Source organism: Caballeronia sp. BR00000012568055 (genome assembly GCF_029439455.1).
GTDB lineage: Bacteria > Pseudomonadota > Gammaproteobacteria > Burkholderiales > Burkholderiaceae > Caballeronia.
In genome coordinates, this window is record NZ_JAQFVG010000243.1 from 95,491 (window position 1) to 113,952 (window position 18,462).

20 protein-coding genes are annotated in these 18,462 nt (G+C 62.3%); 9 read left to right on the forward strand and 11 right to left on the reverse strand.

Going from position 1 to position 18,462, the window contains the following annotated elements:
* Positions 1–2 precede the first annotated feature (2 nt).
* The gene (locus tag P7F28_RS12150) at positions 3–1,706 is read left to right on the forward strand and encodes an AMP-binding protein (RefSeq protein ID WP_277184730.1); all 1,704 of its coding nucleotides are present in this window, start codon (positions 3–5) and stop codon (positions 1,704–1,706) included.
* A 134-nt stretch (positions 1,707–1,840) separates the two neighbouring features.
* Here P7F28_RS12150 and P7F28_RS12155 read toward each other — a convergent pair whose 3' ends face one another.
* The gene (locus tag P7F28_RS12155; RefSeq protein ID WP_277184731.1) at positions 1,841–2,407 is read right to left on the reverse strand and encodes a DUF6572 domain-containing protein; all 567 of its coding nucleotides are present in this window, start codon (positions 2,405–2,407) and stop codon (positions 1,841–1,843) included.
* A gap of 195 nt (positions 2,408–2,602) precedes the next feature.
* Positions 2,603–3,775: an AI-2E family transporter YdiK gene (gene ydiK, locus P7F28_RS12160; RefSeq protein WP_277184732.1), complete on the reverse strand. Its 1,173-nt coding sequence runs from the start codon at positions 3,773–3,775 to the stop codon at positions 2,603–2,605.
* Between the two features lie 318 nt (positions 3,776–4,093).
* Here ydiK and P7F28_RS12165 point away from each other — a divergent pair, with 318 nt between their 5' ends.
* From P7F28_RS12165 to P7F28_RS12175, 3 genes are read left to right on the forward strand one after another with little or no spacing between them, the layout of a single operon-like run.
* Complete coding sequence (locus P7F28_RS12165; protein ID WP_277184769.1) at positions 4,094–5,773, forward strand: PQQ-binding-like beta-propeller repeat protein; 1,680 nt, start codon at positions 4,094–4,096, stop codon at positions 5,771–5,773.
* A 3-nt stretch (positions 5,774–5,776) separates the two neighbouring features.
* On the forward strand, positions 5,777–6,385 hold the full coding sequence (locus P7F28_RS12170) for a cytochrome c (RefSeq protein WP_277184733.1): 609 nt from the start codon (positions 5,777–5,779) through the stop codon (positions 6,383–6,385).
* Positions 6,382–7,017 (forward strand): ankyrin repeat domain-containing protein, encoded by a 636-nt coding sequence (locus P7F28_RS12175; protein ID WP_277184734.1) that lies wholly within the window; start codon positions 6,382–6,384, stop codon positions 7,015–7,017. Before P7F28_RS12170 ends, P7F28_RS12175 begins: the two co-directional genes overlap by 4 nt.
* Before the next feature lies 1 nt (position 7,018).
* Here the strand turns inward: P7F28_RS12175 and P7F28_RS12180 are convergent, their stop codons facing one another.
* The 9 genes from P7F28_RS12180 to P7F28_RS12220 form a co-directional block, all read right to left on the reverse strand.
* The gene (locus tag P7F28_RS12180) at positions 7,019–8,167 is read right to left on the reverse strand and encodes a DUF1501 domain-containing protein (RefSeq protein WP_277184735.1); all 1,149 of its coding nucleotides are present in this window, start codon (positions 8,165–8,167) and stop codon (positions 7,019–7,021) included.
* 4 nt (positions 8,168–8,171) lie between these two features.
* Positions 8,172–9,599, reverse strand: coding sequence for a DUF1800 family protein (locus P7F28_RS12185; protein WP_277184736.1), 1,428 nt, complete (start codon positions 9,597–9,599; stop codon positions 8,172–8,174).
* A gap of 60 nt (positions 9,600–9,659) precedes the next feature.
* Positions 9,660–10,142 (reverse strand): periplasmic heavy metal sensor, encoded by a 483-nt coding sequence (locus tag P7F28_RS12190; protein ID WP_277184737.1) that lies wholly within the window; start codon positions 10,140–10,142, stop codon positions 9,660–9,662.
* The gene (locus tag P7F28_RS12195; RefSeq protein WP_277184738.1) at positions 10,139–10,573 is read right to left on the reverse strand and encodes a hypothetical protein; all 435 of its coding nucleotides are present in this window, start codon (positions 10,571–10,573) and stop codon (positions 10,139–10,141) included. The genes P7F28_RS12190 and P7F28_RS12195 overlap by 4 nt, the downstream gene beginning before the upstream one ends.
* Positions 10,570–11,142 (reverse strand): RNA polymerase sigma factor, encoded by a 573-nt coding sequence (locus P7F28_RS12200; RefSeq protein WP_277184739.1) that lies wholly within the window; start codon positions 11,140–11,142, stop codon positions 10,570–10,572. Before P7F28_RS12200 ends, P7F28_RS12195 begins: the two co-directional genes overlap by 4 nt.
* 260 nt (positions 11,143–11,402) lie before the next feature.
* Complete coding sequence (locus tag P7F28_RS12205; protein WP_277184740.1) at positions 11,403–11,738, reverse strand: YXWGXW repeat-containing protein; 336 nt, start codon at positions 11,736–11,738, stop codon at positions 11,403–11,405.
* 114 nt (positions 11,739–11,852) lie between these two features.
* Positions 11,853–12,770, reverse strand: coding sequence for a LysR family transcriptional regulator (locus P7F28_RS12210; protein WP_277184741.1), 918 nt, complete (start codon positions 12,768–12,770; stop codon positions 11,853–11,855).
* Positions 12,771–12,826: 56 nt separating this feature from the next.
* Positions 12,827–13,678, reverse strand: coding sequence for a 3-hydroxybutyryl-CoA dehydrogenase (locus P7F28_RS12215; protein ID WP_277184742.1), 852 nt, complete (start codon positions 13,676–13,678; stop codon positions 12,827–12,829).
* 172 nt (positions 13,679–13,850) lie between these two features.
* Complete coding sequence (locus P7F28_RS12220) at positions 13,851–14,330, reverse strand: 2,4'-dihydroxyacetophenone dioxygenase family protein (protein ID WP_277184743.1); 480 nt, start codon at positions 14,328–14,330, stop codon at positions 13,851–13,853.
* 106 nt (positions 14,331–14,436) lie between these two features.
* Here P7F28_RS12220 and P7F28_RS12225 point away from each other — a divergent pair, with 106 nt between their 5' ends.
* The 5 genes from P7F28_RS12225 to P7F28_RS12245 all read left to right on the forward strand — a co-directional run bounded on the left by P7F28_RS12225 (position 14,437) and on the right by P7F28_RS12245 (position 18,368).
* Positions 14,437–15,363, forward strand: coding sequence for an ABC transporter ATP-binding protein (locus P7F28_RS12225; protein WP_277184744.1), 927 nt, complete (start codon positions 14,437–14,439; stop codon positions 15,361–15,363).
* Positions 15,360–16,121, forward strand: coding sequence for an ABC transporter permease (locus tag P7F28_RS12230; protein WP_277184745.1), 762 nt, complete (start codon positions 15,360–15,362; stop codon positions 16,119–16,121). The genes P7F28_RS12225 and P7F28_RS12230 overlap by 4 nt, the downstream gene beginning before the upstream one ends.
* A gap of 71 nt (positions 16,122–16,192) precedes the next feature.
* Positions 16,193–16,675 carry a peptide-methionine (R)-S-oxide reductase MsrB gene (gene msrB / locus P7F28_RS12235; RefSeq protein WP_277184746.1) on the forward strand — a complete coding sequence of 161 codons (483 nt, stop codon included), beginning with the start codon at positions 16,193–16,195 and terminating at the stop codon, positions 16,673–16,675.
* Positions 16,676–16,695: 20 nt separating this feature from the next.
* Positions 16,696–17,277, forward strand: coding sequence for a hydrolase (locus P7F28_RS12240; protein ID WP_277184747.1), 582 nt, complete (start codon positions 16,696–16,698; stop codon positions 17,275–17,277).
* Between the two features lie 47 nt (positions 17,278–17,324).
* Entirely contained in the window at positions 17,325–18,368 is a 1,044-nt protein-coding gene (locus tag P7F28_RS12245; protein ID WP_277184748.1) for a patatin-like phospholipase family protein, read from the forward strand.
* Positions 18,369–18,462 lie beyond the last annotated feature (94 nt).

Here is an 18,462-nt window from a genome sequence, read left to right on the forward strand (position 1 = left end):
CAATGAGCGCAGTGCAGGCCTTTATCGACGCACGAGACTTTTTGTTCAGACATCGTACGGATTACGAAACAGCGTATCGCGATTTCGCGTGGCCGGTGCTCGATCGCTTCAACTGGGCGCTCGATTATTTCGATCCGATGGCGCGCGGCAATCACGCGCCCGCGCTGCATATCGTCAGCGATAACGGCGATGAATTGCGTCTCTCTTTCGCGCAGATGAGCGAGCGTTCCGCGCGCGTGGCGAATCATTTGCGTGCGCCCGGCGTCAAGCGCGGCGAACGTATTCTGCTGATGCTGCCGAACCGGGTCGAACTATGGGAAACCATGCTCGCGGCGATGAAACTCGGCGCGATCGTGCTGCCCGCAACCACGCAACTTGCCACCGGCGACTTGCGCGATCGTATCGCGCTGGGTCATGTGCGGCATGTACTGGCGGATTCGAGCGAGGCGCATAAGTTCGAGGGCATCGACGTGCCGGGGTTGCGAATCGCGGTGGGCGCGCCGGTGGATGGATGGCTTGCGTATGACGAGGCTTACGCGGCATCGGCGGAATTTAATACGGATGCCGAAACATATGCGAATGATCCGTATCTGCTGTACTTCACCTCGGGCACGACATCGAAACCGAAGCTCGTGGCGCACACGCATCAAAGCTATCCGGTCGGGCATTTATCGACGATGTATTGGATTGGCCTGCAACCCGGCGATGTGCATTGGAATATCAGTTCGCCCGGCTGGGCCAAGCATGCGTGGAGTTGCTTCTTTGCGCCGTGGAACGCGCAGGCGTGCGTGTTTATCTGCAATTTCGCCCGTTTCGATGCCGTGCGTACGCTTGAAGCACTCGTGAAATACGAAGTGACGACGCTGTGCGCGCCGCCGACCGTCTGGCGCATGCTCGTGCAGGAACCGCTCAGCTCGTACGCGATCAAACTGCGCGAGATCGTCGGCGCGGGCGAGCCGCTGAATCCGGAGATCATCGAGCGCGTGCAGCATGCGTGGGGCTTGTCGATCCGCGATGGCTATGGCCAGACTGAAACGACCGCGCAGATTGCCAACACGCCGGGACAGAAGCTCGTGCCGGGATCGATGGGGCGGCCGCTGCCGGGTTATCGCGTGTCGCTGCTCGATCCGGACGGCGTGATCGCGGAAGAGGGCGAAATTGCGCTGGAACTGAATCCGCCGCCGCTCGGCCTGATGACCGGTTACGCCGATAACCCCACCGCCACCGACAACGCCATGCGCGGCGGCTTCTATCGCACGTCCGACGTCGCCGCGCGCGGTGAAGACGGCTATTTCACCTATGTCGGACGCGCGGACGATGTGTTCAAGTCGTCGGACTATCGGCTGAGTCCGTTCGAACTGGAAAGCGTGCTGATCGAACACGAAGCGATCGCGGAAGCAGCGGTGGTGCCGAGTCCAGATCCATTGCGTTTGTCCGTGCCCAAGGCGTTCGTCACGCTGCGTCACGGCTATACGATCGGCCCGGAACTGGCCAAGAGCGTGTTCGCGTTTTCGCGCGAAAGGCTCGCGCCGTACAAGCGCATTCGTCGTCTGGAATTCGCCGAGTTGCCGAAGACCATTTCTGGCAAGATTCGTCGTGTCGATCTGCGCAGGCAGGAAGCATCGCGCGTGCAGGACGGCGCGCGCGGCGAGTTCGAGTTCTGGGAAGAGGACTTTCCGGAGTTGCGGCAGACAACGGCGTCGTGAACGTATCGTTACGAATAAAAAAACGGCGAAGCTCATTGCTTCGCCGTTTTGCTTTTCACCGGATAAGCCGTGAAAGCATGCGCATACCGTTCAATGACCGCGCCGTTGCGCGTGGAGCGGTCACGAAGGCATGGCTAGTGTGCTGCGGCGCGCCGTCCGGACAACCGTGTGAGAACCGGAAGATTGTGGCGATTGCGCGGCTTCGATGACGGCGGCGGCAAGAACGACACATCCGAATAATCTGCGGTGCCCGCGAGCGGATCGGCGTCGAGCACTTCGATGTTCTCCAGCTTGAGCGGCGCGGGCTCGACCAGATCATTCAGCACCGGCGCTTCACGCTCCGCGACTTCCTCGACCTTCAGCCCGAGTGAGCCACGCACGTTGACACCACGCGTGCGTACGTCGAAACCTGCCTGGCGAATGATGTGCTCACGCGATTTCCAGAATTCGAGGCCCGCTTGCGTCATGGGGTGCATCGACACGTATTCGATCACGATCTCGTAACCGCGCACTTTCGGGTAATTCGCCAGCAACTGTCCCGAACGAATATGTCGAATGCAGTGATCGATTTTACGAGTAAGCAAATTCCTATGTTCCGATTCGTCCTGCCAATCGAGTTCGTCGAAAATGCCGACATAAACTTTCTTGAATAGGATATTCACCCCTACGTAATCGATTGCTTCCACGTCGCGCACTGACATGGCCTTCCCCTGCGCCCTGGCGGGCAAGATTCAAAGGACTGCATTGTAGCGGAGAATGCCTGGGCAAATAGCTGTAAAACTTTGAGTTAACTGATTTAAATTCTCAAATTCGTCAGACTCCGAATACTCGATTTAAGGCATGTCTTATTGCATACATTAAATCGAGATAATGAATTCGGAATTATTCCGTCTTAATCACGAACGCTTTCCCGACAGCTTCGCCAGATCCTTGTCCGCGGTGCCATCGGCGATGCTTTCGCCATTCACCGCTTCCACTTGCGGCAGCGGCGGCTGCTCGTTGATCCACGCATTCAGAATGGCCGAGGTCACCGCCAGAATCACCGGCCCGATAAACAATCCGACGATGCCGAACGCGAACATGCCGCCGAGCACGCCGGACAGAATCAGCAGCATCGACAGATTGACGCCGCGTTGAATAAGCATGGGGCGCAGAAAGTTGTCGAGCATGGCGATCATGATCGACCAGACCAGCAGAAGCGCGGCGGCCACATGCGCGTCATGCCAGAAGAGATAGGCGACGCCGCCGAGCAGCGCCGGCAACGGTCCAATTTGCGCCAGACACAGCATCAGCATGACGGCCGTAATCACGCCCGCCGCCGGCACGCCCGCCACCCACAAGCCGATGCCGCCCAGCGCCGATTGCGTCACCGCCGTCACCACGATGCCCAGCGCCACCGCGCGAATGGCCAGCCCCGCGAGCTTGACCGCTTCCGCGCCGCGCTGCGCCGCGATACGCGTGGCAAAGCGCACGATGTACTGCGCCGCCGCCTCGCCGCGCATATACAAAATGCCCGAGATGATGATGGTGATGGCCATATGCATGACGAACACGCCGACCACGGCCGCATGCGAAAGCATCCAGCGCGCCGCGATGGTCACATACGGTTCGAGCTTGGCGAGCAGACCACCGGGACCGGCATCCGACAGCGACTGCCATTCGGTCGCCACACGCTGACCGGCGACGGGCACATCGTGAACCCAACTCGGCGGCGGCGGCAGCGCGTAAGTCGGCAGCGATTTGATCGCCGCCATGATTTCCGCGCCATGCAGCGCGAGCGTGGAGATCGCTTGATAAAGCGGCAGTACGATCACGATCAGCAGCATGAGCAGCATGACCGTGGTGGCGATCCAGCGCCGGTTGCCCACGCGCCGCTGCACGCCGAGCATCAGCGGCCACGTGGCCACGACGATGGTCGTCGCCCAGATCAGACCCGGCAGGAATGGCCGAAGCACATACAGACTGCCGATGGTCAGCCCCGTGAGAATCACGATGATCAGCAGAATCCGCGCGATATCGACCGATTGCCGCGGCGAAGGATTGGGTTGCCCGTTCGGTGTGGTTGACATGAGCGTGGAATCGGCAAGAAGAGGAATGATCAGGACAAGAAAGCAGCCTGATACGACGGCGGCATCATACCCGCATTGCAATCCATACTACTAAAAAATTTGGTGCGATCAGGTCATGGTACGAGACATAACGATCAACACGGTTTCTGGAATTGCATCGTTAAATTGCCTATGCTCATTGAGGACGTGAAGGACGCCGATCGAGCGACCCCGACGTTCACCCCACCGCGCAAAACAAGAACGAATTGGGAGACTGCCATGTCCGGTTATTCCCGTACTTCGCTTGGTTCACTCGCCGTCGTGCTCGGCGCTTTCGGGATGATTACATCGCCCGGAACGCGCGCAGCGGACGAGATACAAAACACCAATACCACGCAAGCCGCGCCGGTTCCATCGGCGTTGCGGCCCGTCTCGCAAACGCAACTCGACGCGTCCGGCACCGACAGCGCGTCGTGGCTGCATTCGAACGGATCGTATGCGCAAACGCGCTATGCGCCCGCATCGCAGATCAATACGTCGAATGTCGGCAAGCTCAAACCGGTGTTCATCTTCCAGACCGCCGTGATGGAGTCGATGGAAACCGCGCCGATCGTATCGAACGGCGTGATGTTCCTGACCACGTCCTACAACCACGTCTATGCAATCGATGCCGTCACCGGCAAAGAGTATTGGCATTACAAGCACAAGATGGGTTCGGTCACCACGTTCTGCTGCGGCCCGAACAATCGCGGCGTCGCGATCTCCGGCGACCGGCTCTACATGGGCACGCTCGACGCCAAACTCGTCGCGCTCGATGCGAAAACCGGCAACGTAGTCTGGTCTTCGCAGATCGCCGATCCCGAAGAAGGCTATTCGGAAACGATGGCCCCGGTCGTCGTCGATGGCAAGGTGCTGATCGGCACGAACGGCGGCGAGTACGGCATACGCGGTTTCGTCAAAGCGTTCGATGCGAATTCCGGCCAGTTGCTCTGGACCTTCTACACGATTCCCGATTCCGGTCAGGAAGGCGTCTGGGCCGAAAACGACGCCGTGGGCCGCAACATGAAGCGCGATATCGCCGCCGAAAAGAAGACGCTCGCGGAAAAGGGCGGCGACTTCTACAAGCAACTCGGCGGCGGCGTGTGGATGGCTCCCGCCGTCGATCGCGCCTCGCACACGCTGTATTTCGTGGTCGGCAATCCATCGCCGGATTTGTATGGCGCAATTCGCCCCGGCGACAATCTTTATACCGATTCCCTCGTCGCTGTCGATCTCGACACGGGCAAGTACAAATGGCATTACCAGTACATCGCGCATGACGTGTGGGACCTCGATGCCGTCAGCCCGCCGATTCTCATCGACGTAAAGGACAAGGATGGCAAGACGATTCCCGGCATCATCCACGGCGGCAAGACGGGATTCGTCTACGTGCACGACAGGCGCGACGGTCATCTGATCCGCGTCTCCGAAGCGATGATTCCGCAGGAAGGCGTCTGGACCTTGCCGACGGCGAACGGCGCACGCATGTTGCCGGGCGCGAACGGCGGCGTCGAATGGTCGCCGATGGCCTTCAATCCGAAGACGCGTCTGGCCTACGCCGCGAATCTTCATCAGCCGATGACGTATCAGGTGGAAGACGCCGCGTATCCCGGCGGCAAGCTGTGGCTCGGCGGCGCGTTCAAGACCATTCCGTCCGAGCAGCAATGGGGCAGGCTGGTCGCGGTGAACGTGGACACGGGAAAGATCGCGTGGGGCGTGAAGACCGACCAGCCGTTGATCGGCGGCGTGCTGGCGACGGCGGGCAATCTCGTCTTCAACGGCGAAGGCAACGGCATGTTCACCGCGTTCGATGCGTCCAGCGGCCGCAAGCTCTGGGCGTTCCAGTGCGGCGCGGGCGTGAATGCGCCTGCGGTGTCGTACATGGTCAACGGCAAGCAATACATCGCGGTGGCGGCGGGCGGCAATACGCAGCTCGACTACAAGCGTGGCAATAGCGTCGTCGTGTTCGCGCTGAACTGACCGATGATGACCCGCCCGAAGCGCCTGCGCGTCTGGCTCGTGTATGCGCTGTGGACCGTCGCGTGCCTGTTATTGTCGCTGCCTTCCCATTCTTTCGCGGACGCGCAGGCCGGCGCCGCGAAAGCCGCCGTGTGCGCGGCGTGTCACGGCCAGAACGGCAATTCGACGAGCGGCGATTATCCGTCGCTCGCGGGTCAGACATCGCGTTATATCTATCTCGAACTGCGCGACTTCAAAGCGGGCCGCCGCAGCGATCCGCGCATGTCGCCGATGGCCGCGAATCTCTCGCCCGACGATATGCACGATCTCGCCGATTACTTCGCCGCGCAAACGCCCGCATCGACCGACTTCAAGGCAGATGCGGTCAAGGTCGAAGCGGGACGCAAGAAGTCCGAAGAGGTGCTCTGCACGATGTGCCATCTCGGCGGCTTCAAAGGGCAGAACGAGATTCCGCGCGTGGCGGGTCAGCAGTACGCGTATATCGTCAAACAGTTGCAGGATTTTCGTGCGAAGAAGCGCACGAACGACGCGGGCAACATGACCAGCGTGACGAAGAATTTATCCGATGCGGATATCGAGAATCTGGCCAACTACATCGCCAATCTTCAATGAAAATATCGACGATGCTGTTCGCTGCGTGTTTTTGCGCGAACGTGTATGCGCAAGACGCCGCCTATGCGCTCAACGAACGGCTGCTCGCGGCCACACGCAACGGCGATACGCAAGCCGTCGCGCGTGCGCTCGATGAAGGCGCGAAAGTGGATACGCGCAACCGTATCGGCGATACACCGTTGATCAGCGCGTGCAAGCGCGGCCTCACGCCGATGGCGCGCATGCTGATCGATCGCGGCGCGAACGTGAGTCAGGCCGATGTGCAAGGCATCACGCCGCTGATGGCCGCCGCCTACGATGGCAACGCCGAACTCGCCGCGTTACTGATCGCGCATCACGCCGGCCTCAAGGCGACCGATCGCGTCGGCAAAACGGCGATGGAATACGCAGCGGGGCGCGGGCACACCGCCATCGTCACGCAACTGCTCGACGCGGGCAGCGATGTCAACACGCCGTATCACAACCATCTGACCGCGTTGATGTGGGCGGCGGGCTACGATCAGGCGCAGACGGCATCGGCGTTGCTGGCGCGCGGCGCGAATCCCGCTCTGCGCGACGATCGCGGCATGACCGCGAAGGACATCGCGGTGCAGACGGGATCGGCGCACGTCGCGGCGCTACTGACGCAATAAATCAGGCGCGCAGAATCCGCTGGCCGAAGCGCTGCGTCCCAAGCTCCGGAAACAAGTTCGACGCGACGCGCTGCGGCTCGATGCCGAACGTCTCGCCCGTCGCGCTGGCGATCACGGCGTCGAGCCCGGTGGTTGGCTTCAGATCGCGCGATTGATACAGCGCGCCATTGCTCAATCCCGGCCAATCCGCGATCACGCGCCCGCCCGATACCGCGCCGCCGAAAATCATCGCCGCCGATGCCGTGCCGTGATCCGTGCCGCCCGTGCCGTTCGCCGCCGCCGTGCGTCCGAATTCGGTGGCAACGAGCACTGTGGTATTGGCCCATTGCGCGCCCATGCCATCGGCGAGTGCGCCGATCATGGTATCGAGCGCCTTGAGCGTATTGGCGAGGCGCGGATTCTGCGCGCTGTGCGTATCCCATCCGCCGGTTTCGATCATCGCGATACGCGGGCCGTCGGGCTTGCTCAGGAAGTTCGCGGCGAGCTTGCCGAGACTCGCGGGATCCTGACGCGCGCCCGCATCGGCGGCGAGGCCGCGAGCCTGCATCGCGGCGTCCCACAGCGGATGCAGTTGCGCATCGCCGGCATAGAGCTGGGAGACGCGCGTGATGAGATCGTCGGGCGCTTGCGGCAGCGACGACGGCGCGTACGACGTCACCTGCGCGCGGCCACGCAAGGCCAGCGGAACGGTTGGCGCGAACGCGATGGCATCGGTGCGCGGCGCGGGCAGCATCGACAATAAGCGATTCAGCCAGCCGTCTTTCATCTGATACGGCGCGGTGCCACCGGTTTCGAGCACGTTCTGGCCGTCGAAATGCGAACGCTCGCGATAGGGCGACGCCACCGCCTGCACGAACAGCGCCTGTTTATCGCGATACATCTGCGCCGTGCGCGCAAGCGACGGATGCAGCGCGAAAGTGCCGTCGAGCTTGAACGCATTCGATGCATCGATCGCCAGCGGCCCGCGCAGCGACGCATACGCCGGATCGCCGTACGGCACGACGATATTCAGCCCGTCTGCCGCGCCCCGCTGAATCACGAACACGAAGCGCTTGTCGGTTTCGGCGGAGGCGAACACGAGTTGCGGCGCGATGAGCATCGCGCCTGCGCCTGCACCGGCGCACGTCAAAAAATGGCGACGCGAAATCATGGTTTCATCTCCTCAGAAAATCGGGCGATACGAGCAGCAGCGCCAGCGCGGTCTGCTGACTTTCGGCGCGGGAAATGGCGGTGGCCGTGGTTTCGGACAGCGAACCGGGCAGCAATTGCGGACCGAGCGCGCGGGCATCGAGTGAATCGCCAGTGCGGGCGGAAAAGCGTTGTGCCAGTTCCACGCGGCGCACCAGCGCGTCGGGCGCAGCCCAGCTCGCGGCGACATCGTCGAAACCGGCGGGTGAGCCGGGACGCCAGGTTTGCTGGCCCAATTGCGTAAGCAGCGGCGCGGCCTGCATGCCGTGGAGATCGGTACGACCCAAACCGCGCAGCGAGGAAATGGTCCATTCCCACGGCGTCTTGAACTTGGCGGGGGTACTCGACCACGCTTCCGGCGACTCGATCAACACGCGATACACACTCGGCAAATCGCCGCCGCTGCGCATGAAGGTGGTCGCGAGGCGCTCGGTCAGCGCGGGCGGCGGGTTATCGGCGACGAAATGGCGCGCGAGCTTGAGCGCGATGTGCTGCGCGGTGGCGGGCGATGTCGCGAGATCGTGCAGCACGGCAAGCGGCTGCGCTTCATCGGCCTGAGCGGATTGTGCGTACTGACGGCCCATGATCGTGCGCACGCCGGGTTCGTGCACGCGCGCGCGGAACACGAACTGGCCGGGCGGCACCGGTTCGTTGCCCGCGTTCGCGCCCATCGCGCCGAGACTCCAGCCGGTGAGCGCGCGCGCGAATTCGGTTACGTCGGCCTGCGTGTAGCCGCTGCGCACGCCGAGCGTATGCAGTTCCATGATCTCGCGCGCGAGGTTCTCGTTGAGGCCGCGCTTGTTGTCGGGATTGCGCATCGCGGCGCGTTGCGCGGCGACGCTGTCCGGACCGATGGAACGAGGCTGATCGAGAAAAATCTGCATCGCCGGATGGCGCTCGACGGCGATCAGCATGTCTTCGAAACGGCCCAGCACGTGCGGGCGGATCGCTTCGGTTTCGAAAGAACCGGCGAGCATCGCCACAGGCGGCTTTTCGATCGATACGGCGAAGTGGTTCGACCAGAAGTGCACCAGCCGTTCGACGAACGGCGCGCTCGCGGTCAGCGCACTCGCGACGCGGGCATCGACGGCGCTGCGGTAGTCGTCGCGGATCATCTCCGCGTATTGCTTGCGCACGGCGGCTTTGTCTTGCTTGTCGTCGCTCTTCGTGTCTTTTAACGCGCGCTCGCGTTCAGCAAATTGCGCGGAAAGCTGCGCGCTGTTCGGCTGATTCGACAAAGCGGCGGGCATCGGTTGATACGCGCTACGTTTCGGATCGGCCTGTTCGGTAAGCCAGCCGCGCGGATCGTCGGGCAGCGCTTCGCCCGGCCGCGCGCCGAGGCCGAAGCGATTCACCGCGATGGCGGCAGGCGAGAGTTGCGGCGCGATGGCCATGATGTTGGTCTCCTGCGTGGTTTTCTACTTACACGTGCGAATCAGCGAAATCCGTCGTTTTTATTGCGCGGGCCGTTCTTTCGGCGGCACTGCGCGCAGCGGGCCGTATCGCTCCATTGCGCCGACGAGTTTGATGCGCTCCTCGGGCGTCAACGTCGCCGCGAAATTCGCGACCGCGCCTTCGATACGCGTGCGCAGCCCGATATCCGCTTCACGCGCGCGCACCAGCGCAGCATCGAGCGCCGCGCGATCCAGCGTCGGCGCGGCGAGCACGTGCGCGAGATCGATACGCGCATCGCGCGCCTGCCGGATCAGCGGTTGACTATCGCGCCGCGTTTCGCGCAGCGCATCGCGTAATTCGCGTTGACGGTCGGCGGAGAGATCGGCGGCGGCGAAGCGGATGCCGCGTTGCTGCTCGGCATCGGCGCGTTGATGTGTAAACATCCCCGACACGCGATACGCCCCGCCCGCCAGCGATCCCAGCAAAAACACATTCAGCACGATCGATACGACCGCGATCGTCTTGATGAAACGTGGACTCATTGATCGCTCCAGTCGTCGGGCGGCGCGCCGAACGCCGTGCCCGAATACGATTGATCGAACCAGCCGTGCGTGTGCGACGCCGTCTGCGCGGGCGATGCCGCGAGCATCGACACGATCAGCGCGCCAACGGCGACGCCCGCCGCGCCCGCGCCGACAAAACCGACGCCGGAGAACCACACACGCGGCCTTCGCCAGAACGGCCGCCGCTTCGCCGCCGACGCGACGATACGGCTGATCAACTGCGCGGACGGCGCTTCGACTTTATGCGCATCCAGCAGGCCATCGAGCGCGCGTGCTTCGGCGAGTGCCGCCAGCGCTTCAGGATCGCGCGCCTCGATCAGCGCGCGCGCCGCTTCGCGCTCGTCAGGCGGCCAGCGCTCGGGCAGCGCGCCATAGGCTTCGGTGAGATGGCGGAATCGTTCGGGTGTCATTTCGTTTCCCCGGCGGGGCGCTCGAGATCGGCGAGCGCGATCTTCAGATTGCGGCGCGCGCGGGCGAGCAGGCTTTCGAGCGCGTCCACGCTCACGCCCATCAGCGCGGCGGCTTCCGCGTTCGGCAGTTCCTGGTAGTACTGCAACACCAGCGCTTCCCGCTGACGCGCGGGCAGCGCCTGTAAAGCACGCCCGATCCGGCTGCCGGTGCCCGCGGCATCGAGCCGTTCGTCGGGCAGCGGGGCGGCATCGGCCTGTTCAGGCAGATCGTCATCGGGTGCGGTGGTTTCGCGTTGCTTGCGCAGCCGGTCATGACAAAGATTGAGTGTCACGCGATGCAGCCAGGTATCGAAGCGCGCCGCGCCGGGTTTCCAGCGCGGCGCAATTTTCCAGATGCGCAGAAATGCTTCCTGCGCGATGTCGTCGGCTTCGTCGCGATCGCCGAGCATGCGCGACGCCAGCGCGACGATGCGCGGCAGTTTCCTCGCGACGATCTCGCGGACCGCGCCCGAGTCCTGATTGCCGACGCGGGCCAGCAGCGCGATATCCGGATCTTCTTCTTCGTTCAAAGTCGTGTCGGTTGTGGTGTCGCGCGGGTGTTACCGCCTTAATAAACCACTACGGCCGGCGCGCGGTAATAAGCCGGATGCGCGGGATACACCACGCAGCCGGCCAGCATCACCTCCGCGAGCGCAATTGCGCAGAGCGTCTTCAACATGATGAATCACCTTATGACGATTGATAACGCGCCGCCTCGTGTTCCGGTTGTCCGGTTATCGTGCTCGGGCGGGCGGCGCGGGTCTCCTGCGAAGAAAGCGGATCGCGTGAATCAGGCCCAGTGGCCTTCGACCCAGCGGTAATGCGGACCGCGCTGAATCCAGTGGCCAGGCACCCAGCGGTAGCCCACGCGCACCGGACGCCAGTGTCCAGGCGCCCACACGTATTGACCGCCCGCCCAGCGCCAGTGGCCGGGATCCCACGCGTAACCCGCACGCGGCGGAGGCGGCGGTTCGGAGCGCATCGGCGGGGGCGGCGCGTTCGGCGCAATGATCACGGCCTGCGCCGACGCTTCGCTGCTATGGAGGAGGGCAAACGAGCCAGCGGCCAGCGGCGCGCCGAATGCGGCGAGCGCGGCGAGTCGAATCGTCCAGATATTTTTCTTCATGAGCTTTCTCGTCGGTTTTTGGTTGCGACATTCGGTTAAACGTCGTATCGGCGGGAAATCCGTCGCTCTATCGTTGCGGAAGTTGTAACGAGTTTTTACGATCGACCGAAAGTGTCAGACGAGTGTGTCGAGTCCTTTGACCAGCCGCTCGGCCAGACGCGGCTGCTTCAATTGCTCGATCCACCATTTCAGCGCGCGGCCTTCGTGATCGCCGCGCCACGCGACATAAAGCGTGTTCGGCTCACGCGGATCGGCGGTGATTTTTTCGATAAGTTCGCCGCGCGCCAGCAAGCCCGCCACGCGATGCCTCGGCACCCAGCCGATGCCCAATCCCTGCCGCTGCGCCAGAATTTTCGCCCGCATGCTCGGCACGGCCAGCGCGCTCTGTCCGCCGACCACGCCGTACGCGCGCCCCGCCGATGCCCGCGACGAATCCGCCACCACCACTGCGCGATGCGCCGCGATCTGCTCGCGCCGCAGCGGTTCATCGACGGCGGCGAGCGCGTGGCGCGATGCCACTGCGAATACCCATTCCATCACGCCGAGTTCGAACCAGCGCAGGCCGGGAATCGCGGGCGGCTCGTTGGTCGCGCCGACGATCAGGTCCGCGCGGCCATCGCGGAGCGCTTCCCAGGTGCCGCTCAGCACTTCGTGCGTCATGCGCAGCGTGACGCCGGAGCCGAGCGCATCGAAGGCTTGCACGACGGGCAGCATCGTTTCGAATTCGAGTATTTCATCGCAGACGATCCACAGCCGGTCTTCCCAGCCGCTCGCGATTTGCTTGACGCGCTGCGATAAACGGCCTACGTCGAGCATCAGCCGCGCGGCTTCATCGGCGAGCAGATGGCCGGCGGGCGTGAGTTGCAGGCGATAGCGGCGGCGGTCGAACAGCAGCGCGTCGAAGCGCGTTTCGAGTTGCCGCGCGGCGTGCGAAACGGTGGAAGGCGCTTTGCCCAGCCGTGCCGCCGCGCGCGACAGACTGCCGGTTTCGCGGATTGCGTCGAGCAGCGAGAGTTCGTCCTCGGACAACATGTTCGGCTCCATCGAACGTGTTCAATGGAGCGATCCTACGGCAGTTTCGCGGCGGTTTAGTCGTACTTGTACACACCGTGCTTCGTCTTGCGGCCAAGGCGACCCGCCGCAACGAGTTCGCGCATCAGCGGGCAGGCGCGGTATTTCGAATCGCCGAAATCTTTCAGGAACACGTCCATCACCGACAAACACACGTCGATACCAATCAGATCGGCCAGCGCCAGCGGCCCGATCGGATGATTCGCGCCGAGCTTCATGCCCGCGTCGATTTCCTCGGCGCTCGCCACGCCTTCATAAAGCACGTAGAAGGCTTCGTTGATCATCGGCACCAGAATGCGGTTGACGACGAAACCCGGCGAATTGCGCACGCCGATCGGCGACTTGTCGAGTGTTTCGGTCAGTTCGCGCACGGCGGCGAAGGTTGCGTCGCTGGTCTGAATGCCGCGAATCACTTCGACCAGTTGCAGGAGCGGCACCGGATTGAAAAAGTGCATGCCGATGAAGCGTTCCGGCTGACTCAACGTGGCCGCGAGCGAGGTGATCGAAATGGACGACGTGTTCGACGCGATGATCGCGTCTTCGCGCGCCACGCGTTCGATTTCCTTCAGGATGCGATGCTTCAGATCGACGTTTTCGGTCGCTGCTTCGATCACGATATCCGCTGCCGACAGGCGACCATAATCCGTCGATGTTTCGATGCGTGCGATGGCCGCATCGCGCGCAGACGCTTGCAGCTTTTCCTTCGATACGAGCCGCTCCAGGCTGCCCGTGAGCGTGGCGACGCCGCGAGCGAGCGCGGCATCGTTGACATCGATCATGATGACCTGCAAGCCTGCGACAGCCGCGACTTGCGCAATGCCGTTGCCCATGGTTCCCGCGCCTACGATACCGACGGTCCGAATGCTCATGCTGTCTTCCTCCAGTGATGGCGCCGGACCTGCGCCCGGCAAACTCGATGAATTTCAGGGCACGCATCGCCCTTTATCCGCGATTCTACCCAGCGAAAAAGACAGAACGCGGATTTACGTGCGGCCCATTCCCATTCGATAGGAAACCGAAACGTGTGCTTTGCGTGAAGCCTTAGCCGAACGCCGTCAGATCTTTCGCTTCGATACCCTGCGCGCGGCAGAACGCGGCATAGCGTTCCCAGCCGCTGCGCCAGTCTTCGGCGGCCAGCACTTGGCCGCCGTCGTTCACGAACAGCAGTTCGCCCTGAATGATATTGAGCGTGATGATGTCTTGATTGTCTTGCTCACCGGGGAGCGCTTCGGGCGTATGACTCGACCCCGCCGTCTCGTACACGATGCTCCCTTGCTCCGCGATCCACTCGTGCTCGCGATACTTCCATCGCCCCTGCACGGTATAAACGATCACCGTCCCCGTATGCCGATGCCTCGGCATCTGACCTTTCGCAGGCGCTTTCAGCAACGCGATGGTCTCGCCGCGAATCGGATCGAGTTTGAAATATTTGATCAACACGCGCTCGCTATAGGGCGTGAAGGGCACCCACGGCAAATCGGCGTCGTTGAGGCAGGCGGTCTGAATCTGTTCGAACAGCATGATGTTTTGGCTCCTGTGCAGCACACATTGTAGGCAGTGCAGCACGAGGCGCACGAAGGCCGGACGGATCAAGCCGAAACGCGCCTTATCTGCTATCGTCCGTGCCATGCCAACCGTCATCCAAGTATCCAATCTGTCCAAGACCTACGGGTCGGGATTCCGCGCGCTCTCCGATATCAATCTGGAGATCCGGCGCGGCGAAATTTTCGCTTTGCTCGGGCCGAACGGCGCGGGCAAGACCACGCTGATCAGCACCATTTGCGGGATCGTAAATCCGAGCGAAGGCAAGGTGACCGTCAATGGTCACGATATCGTCACCGACTATCGCGCGGCGCGCTCGATGATCGGCCTCGTGCCACAGGAACTCACCACCGATGCCTTCGAATCCGTCTGGGCGACCGTATCGTTCAGTCGCGGGCTGTTCGGCAAGCCGAAGAATCCGGCGCATATCGAAAAGGTGCTGAAGGCGCTGTCGCTGTGGAACAAGAAGGACAACAAAATCATGACGCTTTCGGGCGGCATGAAGCGGCGCGTGCTGATTGCGAAAGCGCTGGCGCATGAGCCGGAGATTCTCTTTCTCGATGAACCGACCGCGGGCGTGGACGTCGAATTGCGCCGCGATATGTGGAATCTCGTGCGCGAACTGCGCTCGAACGGCGTGACCATCATTCTCACCACGCATTACATCGAGGAAGCGGAGGAGATGGCGGACCGCATCGGCGTGATCAATAAAGGCGAGATCAAGCTGGTCGAAGAGAAAGCCGAACTCATGCGCAAGCTCGGGCAAAAGAAACTCACGCTGCAACTCGAACACACGCTCGATGCCGTGCCGGCCGCGCTCGCTTCGTACGACATGGCGCTGTCGGCGGACGGTCACGAGCTGACTTATACATACGATTCGCACGACGAACCCGGCCGCATCATCGCGCTGTTGCGCCATGTGGACGAAGCCGGCGTGCGCTTCAAGGACTTGCAGACGACGCAAAGCTCGCTGGAAGACATCTTCGTGAGCCTCGTCAGGGAAAACACATGAATCTGTACGCAGTCCGCGCGATCTATCGCTTCGAAATGGCGCGCGCCGGCCGCACGCTGATGCAGAGCATCGTGTCGCCGGTGATTTCCACATCGCTTTACTTTGTCGTGTTCGGCGCGGCCATCGGCTCGCGCATTCCGGAAGTGGACGGCATCAGCTACGGCGCGTTTATCGTGCCGGGTCTGGTCATGCTGTCGTTGCTGACGCAAAGCATTGCCAACGCGTCCTTCGGCATCTACTTTCCAAAGTTCACCGGGACCATCTACGAGCTATTGTCCGCGCCGGTTTCGTACTTCGAACTGGTGCTGAGCTACGTCGGCGCGGCGGCGACGAAATCGGTCATACTCGGGCTGATCATTCTGGCCACGGCCGGGCTGTTCGTGCCGCTGCGCATCGACCATCCGGTGATGATGATCGTATTTTTGCTGCTGACGTCGGTGACATTCAGCTTGCTCGGGTTCATCATCGGCGTATGGGCGGATGGTTTCGAGAAACTCCAGATCATTCCGCTGTTGATCGTCACGCCGCTCACGTTTCTGGGCGGCAGCTTTTATTCGATCAATATCTTGCCGCCGTTCTGGAAGACCGTGGCGCTGTTCAACCCGGTCGTGTATCTGATCAGCGGCTTTCGCTGGAGCTTCTACGGTCTCGCCGATGTGGACGTGGCCGTGAGTCTCGGTATGACGCTGGTGTTCCTCGCGGTGTTTATCGGCATCGTCGCGTGGATCTTCAAGACGGGGTATCGGCTGAAGTCGTAGGGGTTTTCAAGGCGGCAACGGCCCGGCGTGCCAACGCGTACGCCGGTCAAAACGTAAGAGGCGTTCTTCGGATGAAAATCATGAAACGCACGAAACGTGGCTTCTTCGGCGCCTTCACGGCCAATTTTTCCGGCGATGCGATGTCCTCCGCGCACGCATCCCGCGAAGTTCAACATAGCGATGCCGGCTGGCGTCGCCGTCTTTCCTCCGAGCAATTCCGCGTGTTGCGGCGCGGCGCGACCGAGCCGCCGTTCGCCAGTCCGCTGCTGAACGAGCGGCGCGACGGTTTGTTCGAATGCGCGGGTTGCGGGCTGGCGCTGTTTTCATCGGCGGCGAAGTTTGACAGCGGCACGGGCTGGCCGAGCTTTTTCATGCCGATGGACGGCGCGGTGTCCACCCATGTCGATACCGATCTGGGCATGCCGCGTATCGAAGTGCATTGCAGGCGCTGCGGCGGGCATCTCGGTCACGTATTCGACGATGGCCCGAAACCTACCGGCCTGCGCTATTGCCTGAACGGCGCGGCGCTGAAATTTCAGCAGACCGACGCGTAAACAACCTGTCCTCGATTCCGATGAACGCTCCCGAACTCAAGCTGGACACGAGCAAGACCGCGCTCGTGCTGATCGACCTTCAGGCGGGTATCGCCGCGCTGCCGGTGCAGACGCATACGGCCGCCGAAGTGCTCGCCAACGCGCGATTGCTCGCCGATCGATTCCGCGCCGTGAGTGCGCCCGTGGTGCTGGTGCGCGTCGCGTGGCCGTCCGCGCCGGGCGGCTTGCGGCCGATCACCGATTCGCCGCAAGCGATGCCCGAGACCGCGCCCGCCGGCTGGATGGACCCGTGCCCCGAACTCGGCGTGCAGCCATCGGACATCGTCGTGATAAAGCGGCAGTGGGGAGCGTTCTACGGCACGGACCTCGATCTGCATTTGCGGCGGCGCGGTATCGATACGATCGTGCTGGCGGGCATTTCCACATCCATTGGTGTGGATTCGACGGCGCGCGGCGCGAACGAGCGTGGCTATCAGCAAATCTTCGTCGAAGACGCCATGGCCGATCTCCACGCCGATATGCACGATGCCACATGCCGCTTTATCTTTCCGCGCATCGGCCGGATTCGTTCGACGCAGCAGGTCTTAAGCGCACTCGCGTAGCCTATGCTTGAGTTGTCGAGCGATGCAGCGCAAAGCGAGGTGCGGCAATGGCGATTCCCAAAGTAGCGATTGCATGTCAGGGCGGCGGCAGCCACGCAGCATTCGCGGCGGGCGTGCTGCAGCGCTTGTTCAGCGCGGAGTGCTTTAACCGCTTTGAGCTGGTCGGCTTGTCGGGCACGTCGGGCGGTGCGATGTGCAGCGCCATCGCGTGGGCTGGTTTGCTGCTCGATGGCCCCGCCGATGCCGTCGAACGCCTCGCCGGATTCTGGCGCGATCTCGAAGCGCGCGCCGCGCCGGATATCGTTGCGAATGCGCTGGGCGTGTGGGTCACGCGCCTGCCGGTCAGCGCCGAAGTCAGTCCGTATCTCTATCCGCCGATTGCCGAAGATCGCTTGCGTGAACTGCTGAGCAAGCATCTTCCCTTCAACGCGCTTCCCACCGATTCCGCCCGTCGCGCCAAACCCACGCTGCTGATCGGCGCAACCGATGTGCGCACCGGCGACCGTTTGATCTTTCCCGGCGAGCATCTAAATCAGGACCAACTGGTGGCGTCCGCCGCCGTGCCGCCGATTTATCGCGCGGTCGAAGCGAGCGGGCATTTGTGTTGGGATGGCCTGTTCAGCAGCAATCCGCCCGTGCGTGAATTCACCGACTTTGACCTCGCGCATCGTCCGGATGAAATCTGGGTTGTGCAGATCAATCCGCAGCGGCGGCACGAATTGCCTGAGTCCTCGAACGAAATCATCGATCGGCGCAACGAATTATCGGGCAATCTTGCGCTCGGGCAGGAGCTTTACTTCACGACGCGCATCAACGCGCTGATCGAACAAGACGAGTCTTTGAAGGCGCGCTACAAGCCCATCAAGATACGCGTGGTGCAGATGCATCTCGAAGCGCGCGATTATCCCGGTCCCCTTGATTACGCGTCCAAACTCGATCGAAATCCTGCGCTGATTCATGCATTGCTGCGCAAAGGCCGCGAACGCGCCGAGTGGTTTTTCGATGCGCGTTCCGACTGGCCGCGCGACGGCACCGCGCCGCATCGCAGCGTGTACGCAACGAAACCCACGGTGATGTCGGGCGCGGCCTGATGCGTGCGCTATCGGTTCAAATTGGCGTGTGAGTTTTGACAAAATTTCGCAGTCCGATCATTCATGATTGATCCTTCGACGCGGCACAATCCGC

Excerpts from the sequence above, each read along its gene's own strand:
- P7F28_RS12170 (WP_277184733.1), top strand. The coding sequence starts at position 5,777 with ATGATGACCCGCCCGAAGCGCCTGCGCGTCTGGCTCGTGTATGCGCTG.
- P7F28_RS12220 (WP_277184743.1), bottom strand. The coding sequence starts at position 14,330 with ATGCTGTTCGAACAGATTCAGACCGCCTGCCTCAACGACGCCGATTTG.
- P7F28_RS12185 (WP_277184736.1), bottom strand. The coding sequence starts at position 9,599 with ATGGCCATCGCGCCGCAACTCTCGCCTGCCGCCATCGCGGTGAATCGC.
- P7F28_RS12190 (WP_277184737.1), bottom strand. The coding sequence starts at position 10,142 with ATGAGTCCACGTTTCATCAAGACGATCGCGGTCGTATCGATCGTGCTG.
- P7F28_RS12230 (WP_277184745.1), top strand. The coding sequence starts at position 15,360 with ATGAATCTGTACGCAGTCCGCGCGATCTATCGCTTCGAAATGGCGCGC.
- msrB (WP_277184746.1), top strand. The coding sequence starts at position 16,193 with ATGAAAATCATGAAACGCACGAAACGTGGCTTCTTCGGCGCCTTCACG.
- P7F28_RS12240 (WP_277184747.1), top strand. The coding sequence starts at position 16,696 with ATGAACGCTCCCGAACTCAAGCTGGACACGAGCAAGACCGCGCTCGTG.
- P7F28_RS12175 (WP_277184734.1), top strand. The coding sequence starts at position 6,382 with ATGAAAATATCGACGATGCTGTTCGCTGCGTGTTTTTGCGCGAACGTG.
- P7F28_RS12165 (WP_277184769.1), top strand. The coding sequence starts at position 4,094 with ATGATTACATCGCCCGGAACGCGCGCAGCGGACGAGATACAAAACACC.
- P7F28_RS12180 (WP_277184735.1), bottom strand. The coding sequence starts at position 8,167 with ATGATTTCGCGTCGCCATTTTTTGACGTGCGCCGGTGCAGGCGCAGGC.
- P7F28_RS12225 (WP_277184744.1), top strand. The coding sequence starts at position 14,437 with ATGCCAACCGTCATCCAAGTATCCAATCTGTCCAAGACCTACGGGTCG.
- ydiK (WP_277184732.1), bottom strand. The coding sequence starts at position 3,775 with ATGTCAACCACACCGAACGGGCAACCCAATCCTTCGCCGCGGCAATCG.
- P7F28_RS12195 (WP_277184738.1), bottom strand. The coding sequence starts at position 10,573 with ATGACACCCGAACGATTCCGCCATCTCACCGAAGCCTATGGCGCGCTG.
- P7F28_RS12245 (WP_277184748.1), top strand. The coding sequence starts at position 17,325 with ATGGCGATTCCCAAAGTAGCGATTGCATGTCAGGGCGGCGGCAGCCAC.
- P7F28_RS12150 (WP_277184730.1), top strand. The coding sequence starts at position 3 with ATGAGCGCAGTGCAGGCCTTTATCGACGCACGAGACTTTTTGTTCAGA.
- P7F28_RS12210 (WP_277184741.1), bottom strand. The coding sequence starts at position 12,770 with ATGTTGTCCGAGGACGAACTCTCGCTGCTCGACGCAATCCGCGAAACC.
- P7F28_RS12205 (WP_277184740.1), bottom strand. The coding sequence starts at position 11,738 with ATGAAGAAAAATATCTGGACGATTCGACTCGCCGCGCTCGCCGCATTC.
- P7F28_RS12215 (WP_277184742.1), bottom strand. The coding sequence starts at position 13,678 with ATGAGCATTCGGACCGTCGGTATCGTAGGCGCGGGAACCATGGGCAAC.
- P7F28_RS12155 (WP_277184731.1), bottom strand. The coding sequence starts at position 2,407 with ATGTCAGTGCGCGACGTGGAAGCAATCGATTACGTAGGGGTGAATATC.